At 62.5% G+C, this 13756-nt stretch carries 12 protein-coding genes and 4 tRNA genes; 5 read left to right on the top strand and 11 right to left on the bottom strand.

From position 1 onward, the window contains the following. Nucleotides 1-126: 126 nt before the first annotated feature. The 3 genes from ACKLLE_RS16525 (at nucleotide 127) to ACKLLE_RS16515 (ending at nucleotide 2603) form a co-directional block, all read left to right on the top strand. Nucleotides 127-756, top strand: coding sequence for a DUF1780 domain-containing protein (locus tag ACKLLE_RS16525; protein WP_009403501.1), 630 nt, complete (start codon nucleotides 127-129; stop codon nucleotides 754-756). 287 nt (nucleotides 757-1043) lie between these two features. Beyond that, nucleotides 1044-1217 carry a DUF3094 family protein gene (locus ACKLLE_RS16520; RefSeq protein ID WP_009403502.1) on the top strand — a complete coding sequence of 58 codons (174 nt, stop codon included), beginning with the start codon at nucleotides 1044-1046 and terminating at the stop codon, nucleotides 1215-1217. 90 nt (nucleotides 1218-1307) lie between these two features. Continuing rightward, the gene (locus ACKLLE_RS16515; protein WP_009403504.1) at nucleotides 1308-2603 is read left to right on the top strand and encodes an NAD(P)/FAD-dependent oxidoreductase; all 1296 of its coding nucleotides are present in this window, start codon (nucleotides 1308-1310) and stop codon (nucleotides 2601-2603) included. A gap of 161 nt (nucleotides 2604-2764) precedes the next feature. Here ACKLLE_RS16515 and ACKLLE_RS16510 read toward each other — a convergent pair whose 3' ends face one another. From ACKLLE_RS16510 to rluD, 8 genes are all read right to left on the bottom strand, one after another. After that, the gene (locus tag ACKLLE_RS16510; protein WP_420058549.1) at nucleotides 2765-4846 is read right to left on the bottom strand and encodes a multicopper oxidase family protein; all 2082 of its coding nucleotides are present in this window, start codon (nucleotides 4844-4846) and stop codon (nucleotides 2765-2767) included. A 235-nt stretch (nucleotides 4847-5081) separates the two neighbouring features. Beyond that, nucleotides 5082-5158: transfer RNA gene (locus ACKLLE_RS16505), tRNA-Pro, on the bottom strand. Nucleotides 5159-5256: 98 nt separating this feature from the next. After that, nucleotides 5257-5332, bottom strand: a tRNA-Lys gene (locus ACKLLE_RS16500). A gap of 5 nt (nucleotides 5333-5337) precedes the next feature. Beyond that, a tRNA-Pro gene (locus ACKLLE_RS16495) sits at nucleotides 5338-5414 on the bottom strand. A 10-nt stretch (nucleotides 5415-5424) separates the two neighbouring features. After that, nucleotides 5425-5500 (bottom strand) — tRNA-Asn (locus tag ACKLLE_RS16490). Nucleotides 5501-5791: 291 nt separating this feature from the next. Beyond that, nucleotides 5792-8356 (bottom strand): ATP-dependent chaperone ClpB, encoded by a 2565-nt coding sequence (gene clpB, locus ACKLLE_RS16485; RefSeq protein WP_009403508.1) that lies wholly within the window; start codon nucleotides 8354-8356, stop codon nucleotides 5792-5794. Between the two features lie 124 nt (nucleotides 8357-8480). Then, a complete protein-coding gene (gene pgeF, locus ACKLLE_RS16480; protein ID WP_420058548.1) occupies nucleotides 8481-9221 on the bottom strand; it encodes a peptidoglycan editing factor PgeF in 741 nt (246 codons plus the stop codon). Further along, a complete protein-coding gene (gene rluD, locus ACKLLE_RS16475) occupies nucleotides 9218-10180 on the bottom strand; it encodes a 23S rRNA pseudouridine(1911/1915/1917) synthase RluD (protein WP_420058547.1) in 963 nt (320 codons plus the stop codon). The genes pgeF and rluD overlap by 4 nt, the downstream gene beginning before the upstream one ends. Before the next feature lie 151 nt (nucleotides 10181-10331). Between rluD and ACKLLE_RS16470 the strand changes: the two genes are divergently transcribed. Further along, entirely contained in the window at nucleotides 10332-11348 is a 1017-nt protein-coding gene (locus ACKLLE_RS16470; RefSeq protein ID WP_420058546.1) for an outer membrane protein assembly factor BamD, read from the top strand. 104 nt (nucleotides 11349-11452) lie between these two features. Further along, nucleotides 11453-11683: a PP0621 family protein gene (locus tag ACKLLE_RS16465; protein WP_420058545.1), complete on the top strand. Its 231-nt coding sequence runs from the start codon at nucleotides 11453-11455 to the stop codon at nucleotides 11681-11683. A 13-nt stretch (nucleotides 11684-11696) separates the two neighbouring features. On the opposite strand, the gene thiO is transcribed toward ACKLLE_RS16465, so the two are convergent. Genes thiO through ACKLLE_RS16450 form a run of 3 tightly spaced genes read right to left on the bottom strand, consistent with a single transcriptional unit; the run spans nucleotide 11697 to nucleotide 13671 of the window. Further along, the gene (gene thiO, locus ACKLLE_RS16460) at nucleotides 11697-12800 is read right to left on the bottom strand and encodes a glycine oxidase ThiO (RefSeq protein WP_420058543.1); all 1104 of its coding nucleotides are present in this window, start codon (nucleotides 12798-12800) and stop codon (nucleotides 11697-11699) included. A 56-nt stretch (nucleotides 12801-12856) separates the two neighbouring features. Further along, entirely contained in the window at nucleotides 12857-13267 is a 411-nt protein-coding gene (locus ACKLLE_RS16455; RefSeq protein WP_279899580.1) for a type IV pilin protein, read from the bottom strand. Further along, the gene (locus ACKLLE_RS16450; RefSeq protein WP_420058602.1) at nucleotides 13267-13671 is read right to left on the bottom strand and encodes a PilX N-terminal domain-containing pilus assembly protein; all 405 of its coding nucleotides are present in this window, start codon (nucleotides 13669-13671) and stop codon (nucleotides 13267-13269) included. The genes ACKLLE_RS16455 and ACKLLE_RS16450 overlap by 1 nt, the downstream gene beginning before the upstream one ends. Nucleotides 13672-13756 lie beyond the last annotated feature (85 nt).

The following is a 13756-nucleotide window of genomic DNA, read 5'->3' as shown; positions in this document are numbered from 1 at the left end:
GTTCACGGGGAATCCTCGAAGTCTACACCCGCCCCGCCCTCCTGCCCTGCGCTGGGGCAGGCAAACCCGACCAGAATCAGCCACTTGCTCCGCGCAAGCGGGCGATTGGGCGCTAAGCTTGTTGCCATGGACGACTCAGACTACCTGCGCCTGCTCACCCTCCAGGCCGAACAAGCCAATGCATTCCTGTCCAATGCCCGCAAATGGGAACGCGAGCGTTGGGTCTGCCAGCGCCTGCTGCAAGGCTTGAACATTCCCTACCGTAGCGAGGACTTCACCCCCGCCGGGCAAGAGCCGCCGGATGTTTTGTTCCGCGATGCCGCGTTCGAGGTGTTTTTCGTCCTGGATGAGGGGCGTCGCTTGAACGACGAATGGCGCGAGGAGTTGCAGCGGCGGCGCAGTGCGTTTTCCCTGGCGCAACTGGTGCGCCGCGAAGCCCGGCCACGACGGATCGGCGCACCGGAGCTGTTGCAGCGCCTGGCGCCGACCTTGCGCAAGAAGGCGCACAACTACCGCGAGCGCGGGCTGGACCTGGGCGAGCTGGATATCATCGCCTTCACCGCCCTGAAGCGGGAAACACTGGACCTGAACAGTCACTTTCCGGCGCCGACCGAGTATTTGCGACAAGGGTGGCGGTCGTTGTCGCTGGTCGGGCCGACCTTTGCCCGGGTGATCTTCGCCCATCCGGATGCACCGGATTTCCTGCGCAGCAATCTGGGGCGCAGCATTGTTTTCGATGTGGGTATCAGTCTCTAGGTCCTCATCGCCCCCCTGTGGGAGCGGTTTCATCGGACCGCCGAACCGCCGCGATTGCGGTAGTGAAGTCACCATAGCAATCGCGGGTGAACCCGCTCCCACAGGGTACGCGTCGTGCTTTCGTTTGCTGTTCTCACAAAGCAGGATTGGCAGAAACCCGACAGCGGTGATACAAAACGCATCATTCCGCTCCCGAGCAGTTGCCGGCAGGTACGCCAGTGGCAAACGGCTACAGTGAACACTGTAGCTTTCCCACAGTCACAAGCGTCTACCTTGCCGAGGCCACCATGACCAGCCGCCTGACCCCTGAAGACCAGCGACGTGTCGATCAATACCTGCAAGCCCCCCATCATCAAGTCGAGCGCAAGCCTTTCCGGCCCTGGCTGCTCCTTGTCCTGGTGGTGGGCGTGACTGTGGGTCTGGGCCTGTTGAGTCGCCTCCTGAGTTTGCTGGTGCTATGAGCTGCCTTGCGCTCGCCCGCTCCGTCCGCCCTGCGCGGACGGTCACTCAGGCCACGAATCCGAATTCCGTAAACCTTATGAGATATCTCCATGACTCACCGTATCGTGATTGTCGGCGGCGGCGCCGGCGGCCTGGAACTGGCGACCCGCCTGGGCAAGACCCTGGGTAAAAAAGGCAGCGCCGAGATCACCCTGGTCGACGCCAACCTGACCCACATCTGGAAGCCCCTTCTGCACGAAGTGGCCGCCGGCTCGCTGAACTCCTCGGAAGACGAACTGAACTACGTGGCCCAGGCCAAGTGGAATCACTTCCAGTTCCAGCTCGGGCGCATGAGTGGTCTCGATCGCGCCAGCCAGCAGATCCAGCTCGCCGCCACCCTCGACGAAGAGGGTCGCGAGCTGCTGCCTGCACGTACCCTGGGCTACGACACCCTGGTGATCGCCGTTGGCAGCAATACCAACGACTTCGGCACCCTGGGCGCGGCGCAGCATTGCCTGTTCCTCGATACCCGCAAGCAGGCCGAGCGTTTCCACCAGCAACTGCTCAACCATTACCTGCGCGCCCATGCCGGTGACCAGGCCAAGGAAAAGATCAGCGTCGCCATCGTCGGCGCCGGTGCCACCGGTGTCGAACTGGCCGCCGAGCTGCACCATGCTGCCCATGAACTGGCGGCCTATGGTCTGGACCGGATCAAACCGGAAGACATGCACATCACCCTCATCGAGGCCGGGCCGCGGGTACTGCCTGCGCTGCCGGAACGCATCAGCGTGCCAGTGCACCAGACCCTGGAAAAACTCGGCGTGAAGGTGATGACCAATGCCGCCGTCAGCGAAGTCAATGCCGACAGCCTGAAGACCGCCAACGGCGACGTGATCGAAGCCGGCCTGAAAGTCTGGGCGGCGGGGATTCGCGCTCCTGCCTTCCTCAAGGATATCGACGGGCTGGAAACCAACCGGATCAACCAGCTGGTGGTACGCCCTACCCTGCAAACCACCCTGGACGACAATATCTTCGCCTTCGGCGACTGCGCGGCCTGCCCGCAGCCCGGCAGCGACCGCAATGTGCCGCCACGGGCGCAGGCAGCGCATCAGCAGGCCTCGCTGCTGGCGAAAAGCCTGAAGGCTCGCCTGGAAGGCAAACCGCTGGCGACCTACGCCTACCGTGACTACGGCTCGCTGGTATCGCTGTCGCGGTTCTCGGCAGTGGGCAACCTGATGGGTAACCTGACCGGCAGCGTCATGCTCGAAGGCTGGCTGGCGCGGATGTTCTACGTATCGCTATATCGCATGCACCAGATGGCGCTGTACGGCACGTTCCGCACCTTGATGCTGATGCTCGGCAGCCGGATCGGACGTGGGACCGAGCCGCGGTTGAAGCTGCACTGATGGCGGTGAGTCATTCAGCCTTTGAGTGACTGACACGGCCTCATCGCTGCGGTGCGGCGTCCCGACAAGCCAGCTCCCACAGGTTGCGCGTGCGCCACGGACTTTGTGCGATGAGGCCGGAAAGAACAAAGAAAAACCGGGCCCATCAGGGCCCGGTTTTTTTAATGCCCGCTGTGGGCATCGCCGGATTTGCCATCCAGCGAGATCCGCACGTTCTGCATCATGCCCTGGTCCTCGTGGTCGAGGATGTGGCAGTGCAAGACGAACTCGCCGATGTAGCGCTCGTAGCGGGTGTTGACGTAGACGGTGTAGTAGTCGAGCTTGTTCGGATCAGCCTTGTTCTTTACCCCGGGCTTGACGAACAGGGTGTCTTTCCAGACGCCCTTGAGGCCCGCGTACTGCGTATCGCCATCCACGTCCACGGCGCCCGGCTCGCTGAGGTCGGTCTTGCCGTCCGGGCCGATGATCTTCTCGATCTGGAACGGGTTCACGTGGATATGGAACGGATGCCCGGCCAATGCCGACTGCAATTGCCATTGCTGGGCGTTGCCCAGTTTCAGCTCACGGTCAACCACACCCGGCTGGTAGGCCTTGGCGGTTTCCGCCGTTTCGCCGATGGCGAATTGGGTCACCTTTTCCTTGTTCTGGAAAATGTTGAACACCAGTTTCTGCACTTCAGGCTGCAACTCGCTTTGCTCGACGGTGCGATGCGGCACGAAGCTGTTGAGCTGAAGACCGTCCTTCAGGTCCGCGACCACCTTGCTGCGTACCGCACCTTCGGGCATGTTCTTCTGTGCCGCCGCGATCAGGGTGTTCTTGATGTGCTCCTTGCCATCAGTGACCGCCTTGCCTTCGACCTTCACATAACCCAGCAATTGAGGCGTGTTGTTTTCCTGGGAGACGCTGCCCGCCTGTGGCGAAGATTCGTCGATCAGGCAGTATCCGCCGTCGCTCGGGAAGGACACCAGCAGATCATGGCGGTAGCCTGGCTGCAGCGTCACGGTCTCCTTGCCCTGGGCCTTGGCGTAGGTCAGTCCATCGGCGGCAATCACCTCGTACGGCACGGTCTCGCCGGTGCAACTCTGGTCGATGAAGGCCTTGGCCGCGTCGATGGCGTCGCTCTGCGGCGTCTCGAGCGTGCTCAACTGCTTGTTATCCTTCAGCTTGACGATTTTCAGGGTGATGGTGTCGCGGATGCCGGCATGCACCAGGCGCCAGCGCTGGACCTCACCGGTCCGCGCCGTGAACACCGGTTGCACCAGGCCATTGATGCTGGTGTAGCGGCCGGAGCGCTGCCACTCTTTCGGGCTGAACTGGTCATAGGACTTGACCACACCGATCTCGCCCTCCTTGCAACTCCAGTCGACCACTTCGATTTCCTGGCCCTTTTCCACGATCTTTTTCTTCTTGACCGGGCCCTCGCCCTTGTCACCGACGCAGGCATAGGGAATCTGCTGCATCACCAGCAGCCGCTCAGGGAATTCCTGCCCCTTGATCGGCTTCAACAGCGTGTCGATGTCACCGTTACGCACGATGGCGCCGCTCTTGTCGGCCTTTGGCAAGCGGTCGCCACGAATCACCAGGGCGCCAGCCATGCCGCTGCCCACCTGCAACGCCGTGGAGCCGTGCAGATGCGGGTGATACCAGAAGGTACCGGCCGGATGGTCTGACGGGATGTTGTATTCGTATTGGAATTTTTGCTCGGGATTGATCTTGAGCAGCACGTTATCGCTATTGCCCGCCGGACTGACCCACAGGCCATGGGAGTGCAGGTTAGTGCCGTTGAAACAGTGAGGATTGTTCATTTTCGCCGGATCGGTGGCCGTGCAGGTCTCATCCGGTGGAAGACGGTTATCCAGGTTGATACGCACCGTGTCACCCGGTGTGACGTCGATCGTCGGCGCGACGAACGGCACCTGCGGGTCGACATCGGTACCGGTGTAGCTGCGCAGGTACACCGGCACGTAGGTCCTGGTACCCGGGTTATAAATGGTGTTGTGGGTGTACTGGATCACCAGGTCGAGCAATCGCTCGCGACCGGCGTGGGGTTGCGGAGCAGCATTGACCGGCTGTTCCGCACTCATCAGCAGTGTTCCACGGGCCGCCTCCAGGGTCGGCGCGGCCTGTTCGAGGGAGGGCGGGTTATTGAACGCACGTTCCTGCGCAGCCTGAGCCGTCGCTGCGGCGCACATCAACGCCAATGTGCTCAGGGCGAGGTGCCTGTGTCGGTGAAGTCCTGTCATGCCAATGCTCCTGCATAGTCGAAATAAGGCGAACCAGACAGGCTCCCCGCCTGCCAGGATTGGCCATGGCGCAGGGAAAGGCACGGAAAGGAGTCCGTGAAAGAAATGGCTAAGTGCTATCCCTGCGCAGCCAACCCTAGTGAAGGTCGGTGCAGGAGCGCAACAGGAAGGGGCAGGAAAAGGTCATTGCAAAAACGAAAAAGGGCACCCTTGCGAGGTGCCCTTTTTCTGAAGATGGTCGGGGTAAGGGGATTCGAACTCCTGACATCCTGCTCCCAAAGCAGGCGCGCTACCGGACTGCGCTATACCCCGGTAAAAAAAAGGCACCGATGAAGGCGCCTTTTTTACGACTGGACGCTAATGGCGTTCCAGTCTTTTAAGATTCGAACCCAGCGAACCGGATTCGAAAATGGTGGGTCGTGTAGGATTCGAACCTACGACCAATTGGTTAAAAGCCAACTGCTCTACCAACTGAGCTAACGACCCAAAAATGGTCGGGGTAAGGGGATTCGAACTCCTGACATCCTGCTCCCAAAGCAGGCGCGCTACCGGACTGCGCTATACCCCGGCTTGAAATTTGGCTCCGCGACCTGGACTCGAACCAGGGACCCAATGATTAACAGTCATTTGCTCTACCGACTGAGCTATCGCGGAACATCAATTTCATCTACTGCAATTTCGAATGCTGTATCACTACCGCTTCGAACCCATCGACCTTGTGCATCGCTGCGTTCATGTCTCTGAGGCGCGTCATTCTACAACCTTCAAAACCTTTGTCAACCCCCAATTTGCATTCAACTTACTGATTTGCAACTTGTTTTCAGATTTCCAAAACTGCCTGGAAACCGGGATGACTTACAGCGGGGCGCACTTTACAAGCACTCGAAAGAAAATGCAAAGAAAAAAGGCCCCGAATTTCGGGGCCTTCATCCAAGCGGTGGAAAATCAGGCGAAAACGATCTCCTCGCCTTCCACTTTCGCCGTGATCGCAGTACCCGGCAGGAAGCGGCCCGCCAGGATCAACTGCGCCAGCGGGTTCTCGATCCAGCGCTGGATCGCCCGTTTCAGCGGCCGAGCGCCATAGACCGGGTCGTAGCCGACGGCGATCAGCTTGTCCAGGGCTTCCGGGCTCAGCTCCAGGCTCAGCTCGCGCTCGGCCAGTCGGCTGCGCAGGCGTCCGAGCTGGATTTGCGTAATGCCGGCAATCTGGTCGCGGCCCAGTGGCTCGAAGACCACCACTTCGTCGATCCGGTTGATGAACTCCGGCCGGAAGTGCGCGCCCACGGCATCCATCACCGCAGCACGCTGCGCCTCACGGTCGCCCACCAGATCCTGGATCTGCGCCGAACCGAGGTTGGAGGTCATGACGATCACGGTATTGCGGAAGTCCACCGTGCGTCCGTGGCTGTCAGTCAGGCGACCGTCTTCCAGAACCTGAAGAAGCACGTTGAACACATCCGGGTGAGCCTTCTCCACCTCGTCCAGCAGCACCACCGAATACGGTTTGCGCCGCACGGCCTCGGTCAGGTAACCACCCTCTTCATAACCCACATAGCCTGGCGGGGCGCCGATCAAACGAGCCACGGAGTGTTTCTCCATGAACTCGGACATGTCGATGCGCACCATGGCCTCCTCGGTATCGAAGAGAAACTCGGCCAAGGCCTTGCACAGTTCGGTCTTGCCGACACCGGTCGGGCCGAGGAAGAGGAACGAGCCACTCGGACGGTTCGGGTCGGACAGCCCGGCGCGGGAGCGCCGTACCGCGTTGGCGACTGCCACCACCGCCTCTTCCTGGCCGATTACCCGCTCATGCAGAAGGCTTTCCATCTTCAGCAGTTTTTCCCGCTCGCCTTCAAGCATCTTCGACACCGGGATACCAGTCCACTTCGAGACGACTTCGGCGATTTCCTCCTCGGTCACCTTGTTGCGCAGCAACTGGTTATCGGCCTTGCCGTGCTGGTCGACCATCTGCAGGCTGCGCTCCAGGTCGGGGATGACCCCGTACTGCAACTCGGCCATGCGGCTGAGATCGCCCTTGCGCCGGGCGGCTTCCAGCTCCTGGCGGGATTGCTCGATCTTCTGCTGGATCTGCGCCGAACCTTGCACTTCAGCCTTTTCGGAGGTCCACACCTCTTCCAGATCAGCGTATTCGCGCTCCAGGCGGGCGATTTCCTCGGTCAGTTTCTCCAGGCGCTTGAGCGCGGCTTCGTCGTCTTCCTTCTTCAACGCCTGGGATTCCACCTTGAGCTGAATCAGGCGGCGCTCCAGACGGTCCAGCACTTCCGGCTTGGAGTCGATTTCCATGCGGATGCGGCTGGCGGCTTCGTCGATCAGGTCGATGGCCTTGTCCGGCAACTGCCGGTCGGTGATGTAGCGATGGCTGAGCTTGGCCGCAGCAATGATGGCACCGTCGGTGATCGCCACCTTGTGGTGCACTTCATAGCGTTCCTTGAGGCCACGAAGGATGGCGATGGTGTCTTCCTCGCTCGGCTCCTCCACCAGCACCTTCTGGAAACGCCGCTCCAGCGCCGCGTCCTTCTCGATGTACTGGCGGTATTCGTTCAGCGTGGTGGCACCGACACAATGCAGTTCGCCACGGGCCAGGGCCGGCTTGAGCATGTTGCCGGCATCCATGGAACCTTCGCCCTTGCCGGCGCCGACCATGGTATGCAGTTCATCGATGAACAGGATGATCTGGCCTTCCTGCTTGGACAGCTCGTTGAGCAACGCTTTCAGGCGCTCCTCGAACTCACCGCGGAACTTGGCGCCCGCGATCAGTGCGCCCATGTCCAGGGAGAGCAGGCGCTTGCCCTTGAGGCCATCCGGCACTTCGCCATTGATGATGCGCTGGGCCAGGCCCTCGGCGATGGCGGTTTTACCCACGCCGGGCTCGCCGATCAATACCGGGTTGTTCTTGGTACGCCGCTGCAGGACCTGGATGGTGCGACGGATCTCGTCGTCACGGCCGATCACCGGATCGAGCTTGCCGTCCTCGGCGCGCTTGGTCAGGTCGACGGTGTACTTGTCCAGGGCCTGGCGCGACTCTTCGGCGTTAGGGTCATTCACCGCCTCGCCACCGCGCAGGTTGCTGATGGCATTCTCCAGGGCCTTCTTGCTCACGCCCTGGCTCAGCAGCAACTTGCCGAGCTTGCTGTTCTCGTCCATGGCGGCGAGCAGCACCAGCTCGCTGGAGATGAACTGGTCACCCTTCTGCTGGGCCAGGCGATCGGCCTGGTTGAGCAGGCGCGCCAGGTCCTGCGACATGTTCACGTCGCCAGTGGGGTTCTGGATCTTCGGCAACTGGTCGAGTTCCTTGCTCAACGCAGCCCGCAAGCCATTGACGTCGAAACCGACCTGCATCAGCAGCGGTTTGATCGAACCGCCCTGCTGGTCGATCAGGGCCTGCAACAGGTGGACGGGCTCGATGGCTGGATGGTCCATGCCAACGGCCAGGGATTGGGAATCGGATAACGCCAGCTGTAACTTGCTGGTCAAACGGTCTATACGCATGAGTTACCTTCCTATAAAGGGCAGGCCGGAGCGATGGACACACCTGATGAAGAAAAGCCTGCCTGAGATACCCTCTAGATAGGGATCATTCTGGAAGATTCAAGCGTAGACGGGTTGACGCAGGTCAGCGTGATTCGAGCCAGACCAGGGAGGCGAAGCGACCGGTGGTGGAAGCGCGGCGATAGGAGAAGAAGCGCGGGTCGCTCACGGTGCAGTAACCGCCACCATGAACGGCAGTGACGCCGCGCGCCGCAAGGCGGATGCGCGCCAGCTGGTAGATATCGGCCATGAACTTGCCCGGCTGCGCGCCTGCAACGAAGGCTGCATCGGCATCGGGATGGGTTGCGATGAACGCCTCGCGAACCTCGGCACCCACTTCGAAGGCTTGCGGACCGATGGCCGGGCCGAGCCAGACGAGCACATCGTCAGGATCGGTAGCGAGGGTGTCGAGCGTGGCTTCCAGCACACCACCTGCCAGGCCGCGCCAGCCGGCATGGGCTGCGGCCACCCGGGTACCGGCGCGATCGCAGAACAGGGCGGGAAGGCAATCGGCGGTCATCACGGCGCAGGCGATGCCGGGCGTGTCGGTCCAGCTGGCATCCGCCTCGTCGATCACCTGCGGGTTGGCATAGGCGACGGCAAGGCCGTGTACCTGCTTGAGCCAGGCCGGACGGGCGGCACATTCATCGGTGAGACGGCGACGATTTTCGGCCACCGCGCCTGGCGCATCGCCGACATGGTCACCCAGGTTGAAGGTGTCATAGGGAGCAAGACTGACCCCACCCGCGCGCGTGGTCACGCACGCACGGACTCCGGCTGGCGCAGGCCAGCCCGGAATCAGCAGGCTTGGGGCCAGGTCGCTCATCCGATGAAGGCCTCGCGATCCTGCTTGAGCAACGACAGCAGCCAGACGAAATCATCCGGCAGCGGAGACTCCCACTTCATGCGCTTGCCGGTCTCCGGATGCTCCAGTTCGAGGAAGCGCGCGTGCAGGGCCTGGCGCGGGAAGGTCTTGACCGCCTCGACCATGGTCGGGCTGGCGGCCGGCGGAATGCGGAAGCGCCCGCCGTAGACGGGGTCGCCAACCAGCGGAAAGTTGACGTGGGCCATGTGCACGCGGATCTGGTGGGTACGACCGGTTTCCAGCTTGACCCGCACGTGGGTGTGGGAGCGGAAGCGCTCGAGCACGCGATAGTGGCTGACCGCCGGCTTGCCGCCCTCGGTCACCGCCATGCGCTGGCGCTGGCCGCCGTGGCGGCCGATCGGCGCGTTGACCTTGCCACCGGCGGTGACCACGCCAACCACGATGCATTCATAGATGCGGCTGACCGTGCGGCTCTGCAACTGGGTAACCAGGCTGGTCTGCGCTTCCAGTGTCTTGGCCACCACCATCAGGCCGGTGGTGTCCTTGTCGAGGCGGTGCACGATACCCGCGCGCGGCACGTTGATGATGCCCGGGACATGGTGCAGCAAGGCGTTGAGCAGGGTGCCGTCGGCATGGCCCGCAGCCGGGTGGACCACCAGGCCCGCAGGCTTGTTGATCACCAGGATCTGCTCATCTTCGTAGACGATGTCCAGCTCGATATCCTGGGCCACCCACTCGCCCTGGGCTTCCTGTTCGGCCTGCAGCGCCAGCACGGAACCGCCGTGGACAATGTCACGGGGCCGCATGACGTTGCCGTCGACGGTCAGCAGGCCGTCCTTGATCCAGGCGGACAGACGCGAGCGCGAATGCTCGGCGAACAATTGGGCGGCGACCTGGTCGAGGCGTTGCCCGCCCATTTCGGACGGCACCTCTGCGCTAAGTTGAATGATCTCGGACATGCTCTGACAAGGCGACGGCACAGCCTTTGGTTTCGGCTGCGCGCTTGTGGTTAAATACGGCGTCTTTTGCCCCGGGTGTGCTCCACGGGGTGCTCATCATAACAGGACGGCCGTGCCCAAGACAGCGGCCGTCATAGGGACGCAAGCCGCCATGCAAGTGAAACACCTGCTGCTGATCGCCATCCTCGGACTCACCGCTGCTTGTTCTTCGAAGGAAGTCGTCGACGAAAACCTGAGCGAAGCCGAGCTGTACCAGCAGGCGCAGGCCGACCTGGACAACCACAGCTATACCAGCGCCACTTCCAAGCTGAAGGCCCTGGAGTCCCGCTATCCGTTCGGTCGCTACGCCGACCAGGCGCAGCTGGAGCTGATCTACGCGAACTACAAGAACGCCGAGCCGGAAGCAGCCAAGTCCGCGGCCGAGCGCTTCATCCGCCTGCACCCGCAGCACCCGAACGTCGATTACGCCTACTACCTGAAGGGCCTGACCTCGTTCGACCAGGACCGCGGCCTGCTGGCGCGCTTCCTGCCGCTGGACATGACCAAGCGTGACCCGGGTGCCGCCCGCGACTCCTACAACGAGTTCGCCCAGCTCACCAGCCGCTTCCCGAACAGCCGCTACGCGCCGGACGCCAAGCAGCGCATGATCTACCTGCGCAACCTGCTGGCATCCTATGAAATCCACGTTGCCGACTACTACCTGACCCGCCAGGCCTATGTCGCCGCCGCCAACCGTGGCCGCTACGTGGTCGAGAACTTCCAGGAAACCCCGTCGGTCGGTGACGGCCTGGCAGTGATGACCGAGGCCTACCAGCGCCTGCACCTGGACGACCTGGCCGCCACCAGCCTGGAAACCCTGAAGCTGAACTACCCTGACCATCCGAGCCTGGTCGATGGCCAGTTCGTTCCGCGTCAGGAAGAGGCCGACAACCGCTCCTGGCTGTCCAAGGCCACCCTGGGCCTGATCAACACTGCCGCGCCGCTGCCACCGGGCGAAACCCGCGCCAACCAGGACGTGATCAAGCAGTACGAGGACGCCAAGGAAGCCATTCCGGAGGAGTTGCTGCCGAAGGACGGCGACGCCGTGGAGGAGGAAAATCATGAAGCCGAAGGCAACAATGACGACCGCTCCTGGTTCAGCTACATGACGTTCGGCGTGTTTGACTGATCGCAACCGAATACAAAAAAGGGAAGCTTGGGCTTCCCTTTTTTATTGGCCGCGACTGACGGCTCTTCTACACTGCCGCATCTTCACTGAATAAGCTGGACATCATGGTTCGCCTACTTTTCTGGATTGCCCTGATCGCCGCCGCCTTCTGGCTGTGGCGCAAGTTCAAGGCCGGCAATGCCTCCTCGTCGAAGCCACAGCAGGACGCCACGCTCAAGATGGTGCGTTGCGCCCATTGCGGTGTGCACCTGCCCAACGACCGCGCGCTGCACCGTGGCAACGAGTGGTATTGCAGCACTGCACACCTTGAGCAAGGCCCCGCCGAAAAGCGCTGAGGCCTCAAGGGGCTCAGAGCGCCTGCAGACGCCCTTGCGGCGCGTAGGGTGCCGGATCGATGATCGGCTCGCGCCCGGCCAGCAGGTCGCTGAACAACTGGCATGAAGCCGGGGCCAGCACCAGGCCATTGCGGTAATGCCCGCAGTTCAGCCACAGCCCTTCGCAACCAGGGACCCGGCCGATATAGGGCACACCCTCCGGCGAACCCGGACGCAACCCGGCCCAATGACCTGCCAGTTGGGCGCCAGCCAATGCCGGAACCAGCTCGATGGCAGAGGCCCGTAGACTGTCCAGGGCTTCGTCGGTAGGGGTTTTATCGTAACCGGCATGCTCCAGCGTGCTCCCCACCAGGATATGCCCGTCTCGTCGCGGAATCGCGTAGCGTCCTTTGGCCAGGACCATGCTCGGCAGGAAATCTTCCGCGCACTTGAACAGGATCATCTGCCCTTTCACCGGTACCACTGGCAACTCGAAGCCCAAGGGCCGCAACAGGTCGCCGCTCCAGGCGCCGGCAGTCAGCACCACCTCATCGGCGGCGATGACACCTTCGACCGTTTCCACGCCAGCGATACGTTCACCTTCGCGGATGAAACCGGTCACCGGGCAATGCTCTTTCAGGATCACGTTCGGCAGTTTCTGCAACGCCGCCTTGAGCGACTTGAGCAAGCGGGGGTTGCGCACATTGGCGACCCCGGCCATGTAGACGGCGCTGGCGAAACCGGGCCCAAGGACTGGCACGGCCGAATAGGCTTCGGTTACCGCCACCTTGCTCAATGGCCGCCCTTCCCTTCTGGCCCAGGCCAGCGCTTCGGCCTCGTCGTCCAGGTCCAGCCAATACAGGCCGGTCACATGGACCTGTGGATCGATACCGGTGGCAGCATGCAGGCGATCGCCGAGCTGTGGATAGAAATCCTGCGACCAATGCGCCAAGGCCGTGACCGCCGGGCTGTAGCGCCACGGGTAGAGCGGCGACACGATACCGCCGCCGGCCCAGGACGACTCGCCGCCCAGATCGCCTTTGTCGCAGACGACGACCTGATCCACTTCCGCGGCCAGGTTGAATGCCGTCAGCAGGCCTATCACGCCGCCCCCCACAATCACTACTTGCTTGCTCATCTGTAGATCCAGTACCCGAAATGAACCGCGACGCCACACTGGCGCCATGAATGCCTTCAACCACCCCAGCAGCCGTTGCCGGCATCTGCGTCGCTACCGGGATTGCCGCGCACGCCACGATGATCCAGCTCGAAGTCACCACACACATCGAAAGCCATCGCACCATCCGGGCGCCGGGTGGCGCTCAGCAGGAAGCTGTCGGCTTCGCGCCGGGCATTCAGGCGGTAGTGGGCGTTTCCGTCCGGCAGCGGGACAATCGACGCATCGGTATCGAGGTAACGGCCGGTACGGGAATGATGCTGCTCCAGGTGCTGCGCGCTTTCGTACAGGATTGCGCTTATTTCCGTGCGCGCGGCCTTGCGAACCATCTCGCTGTAGCCGGGGTAGGCAATGCCCGCCAGCATGCCGACCAGCGCGACGACAATCAACACTTCGATCAGGCTCAGGCCGTTCTGCATGCGCTGCATCAAGACTCTCCCGGTAGCTGGCGCCAGAGGATGCGGCGGGCGGGGCCGTGGTCGGGCGAGAGTGGCCAGGCCACGACGCTTTCCAGGGTGATCCGGGCCTGGCGCTCTTCGGTGATGGCGGTGAGGCGGAACAGGATGACGGGGAGGTTTTCCGGCATGTGCGCGGCCTGGTGGGTCTGGCCAAGGTGTTCGATGAGGTAGCGGCCCGTGCCGAACTGTTGCCAGCCGGATGGAGGCGTTCCGGTGAGGCGGGCTTCGGCTGTCGCCAGGAGGTTTTCTGCGGCTTCGAAGGCCTGGAGCGAGGCCAGGTGGTTGCTGGCCATGCGGGTTTGCTGGGTGCTGGCCTGGATGGCGAAACAGCCGAGGATGCCCAACAGGACCAATAGAATCATGACCAATGCCAGTACTGCGCCTCGTTGCCTACGCGGACCTGGGGGGGGGGGGGGGGGGGGGGGGGGGGGGGGGGGGGGGGGGGGGGGGGGGGGGGGG

It is taken from the genome of Pseudomonas bharatica (assembly GCF_048586865.1).
Taxonomy (GTDB): Bacteria; Pseudomonadota; Gammaproteobacteria; order Pseudomonadales; family Pseudomonadaceae; genus Aquipseudomonas; species Aquipseudomonas bharatica.
The sequence above is the reverse complement of the archived record's forward strand: the minus strand, read 5'-3'. Positions and strand labels throughout refer to the sequence as shown.

What these genes read in the sequence shown, in the direction of transcription:
- ACKLLE_RS16525 (WP_009403501.1), top strand. Translation starts at nt 127, where the DNA reads ATGGACGACTCAGACTACCTGCGCCTGCTCACCCTCCAGGCCGAACAA.
- ACKLLE_RS16520 (WP_009403502.1), top strand. Translation starts at nt 1,044, where the DNA reads ATGACCAGCCGCCTGACCCCTGAAGACCAGCGACGTGTCGATCAATAC.
- ACKLLE_RS16515 (WP_009403504.1), top strand. Translation starts at nt 1,308, where the DNA reads ATGACTCACCGTATCGTGATTGTCGGCGGCGGCGCCGGCGGCCTGGAA.
- ACKLLE_RS16510 (WP_420058549.1), bottom strand. Translation starts at nt 4,846, where the DNA reads ATGACAGGACTTCACCGACACAGGCACCTCGCCCTGAGCACATTGGCG.
- clpB (WP_009403508.1), bottom strand. Translation starts at nt 8,356, where the DNA reads ATGCGTATAGACCGTTTGACCAGCAAGTTACAGCTGGCGTTATCCGAT.
- pgeF (WP_420058548.1), bottom strand. Translation starts at nt 9,221, where the DNA reads ATGAGCGACCTGGCCCCAAGCCTGCTGATTCCGGGCTGGCCTGCGCCA.
- rluD (WP_420058547.1), bottom strand. Translation starts at nt 10,180, where the DNA reads ATGTCCGAGATCATTCAACTTAGCGCAGAGGTGCCGTCCGAAATGGGC.
- ACKLLE_RS16470 (WP_420058546.1), top strand. Translation starts at nt 10,332, where the DNA reads ATGCAAGTGAAACACCTGCTGCTGATCGCCATCCTCGGACTCACCGCT.
- ACKLLE_RS16465 (WP_420058545.1), top strand. Translation starts at nt 11,453, where the DNA reads ATGGTTCGCCTACTTTTCTGGATTGCCCTGATCGCCGCCGCCTTCTGG.
- thiO (WP_420058543.1), bottom strand. Translation starts at nt 12,800, where the DNA reads ATGAGCAAGCAAGTAGTGATTGTGGGGGGCGGCGTGATAGGCCTGCTG.
- ACKLLE_RS16455 (WP_279899580.1), bottom strand. Translation starts at nt 13,267, where the DNA reads ATGCAGCGCATGCAGAACGGCCTGAGCCTGATCGAAGTGTTGATTGTC.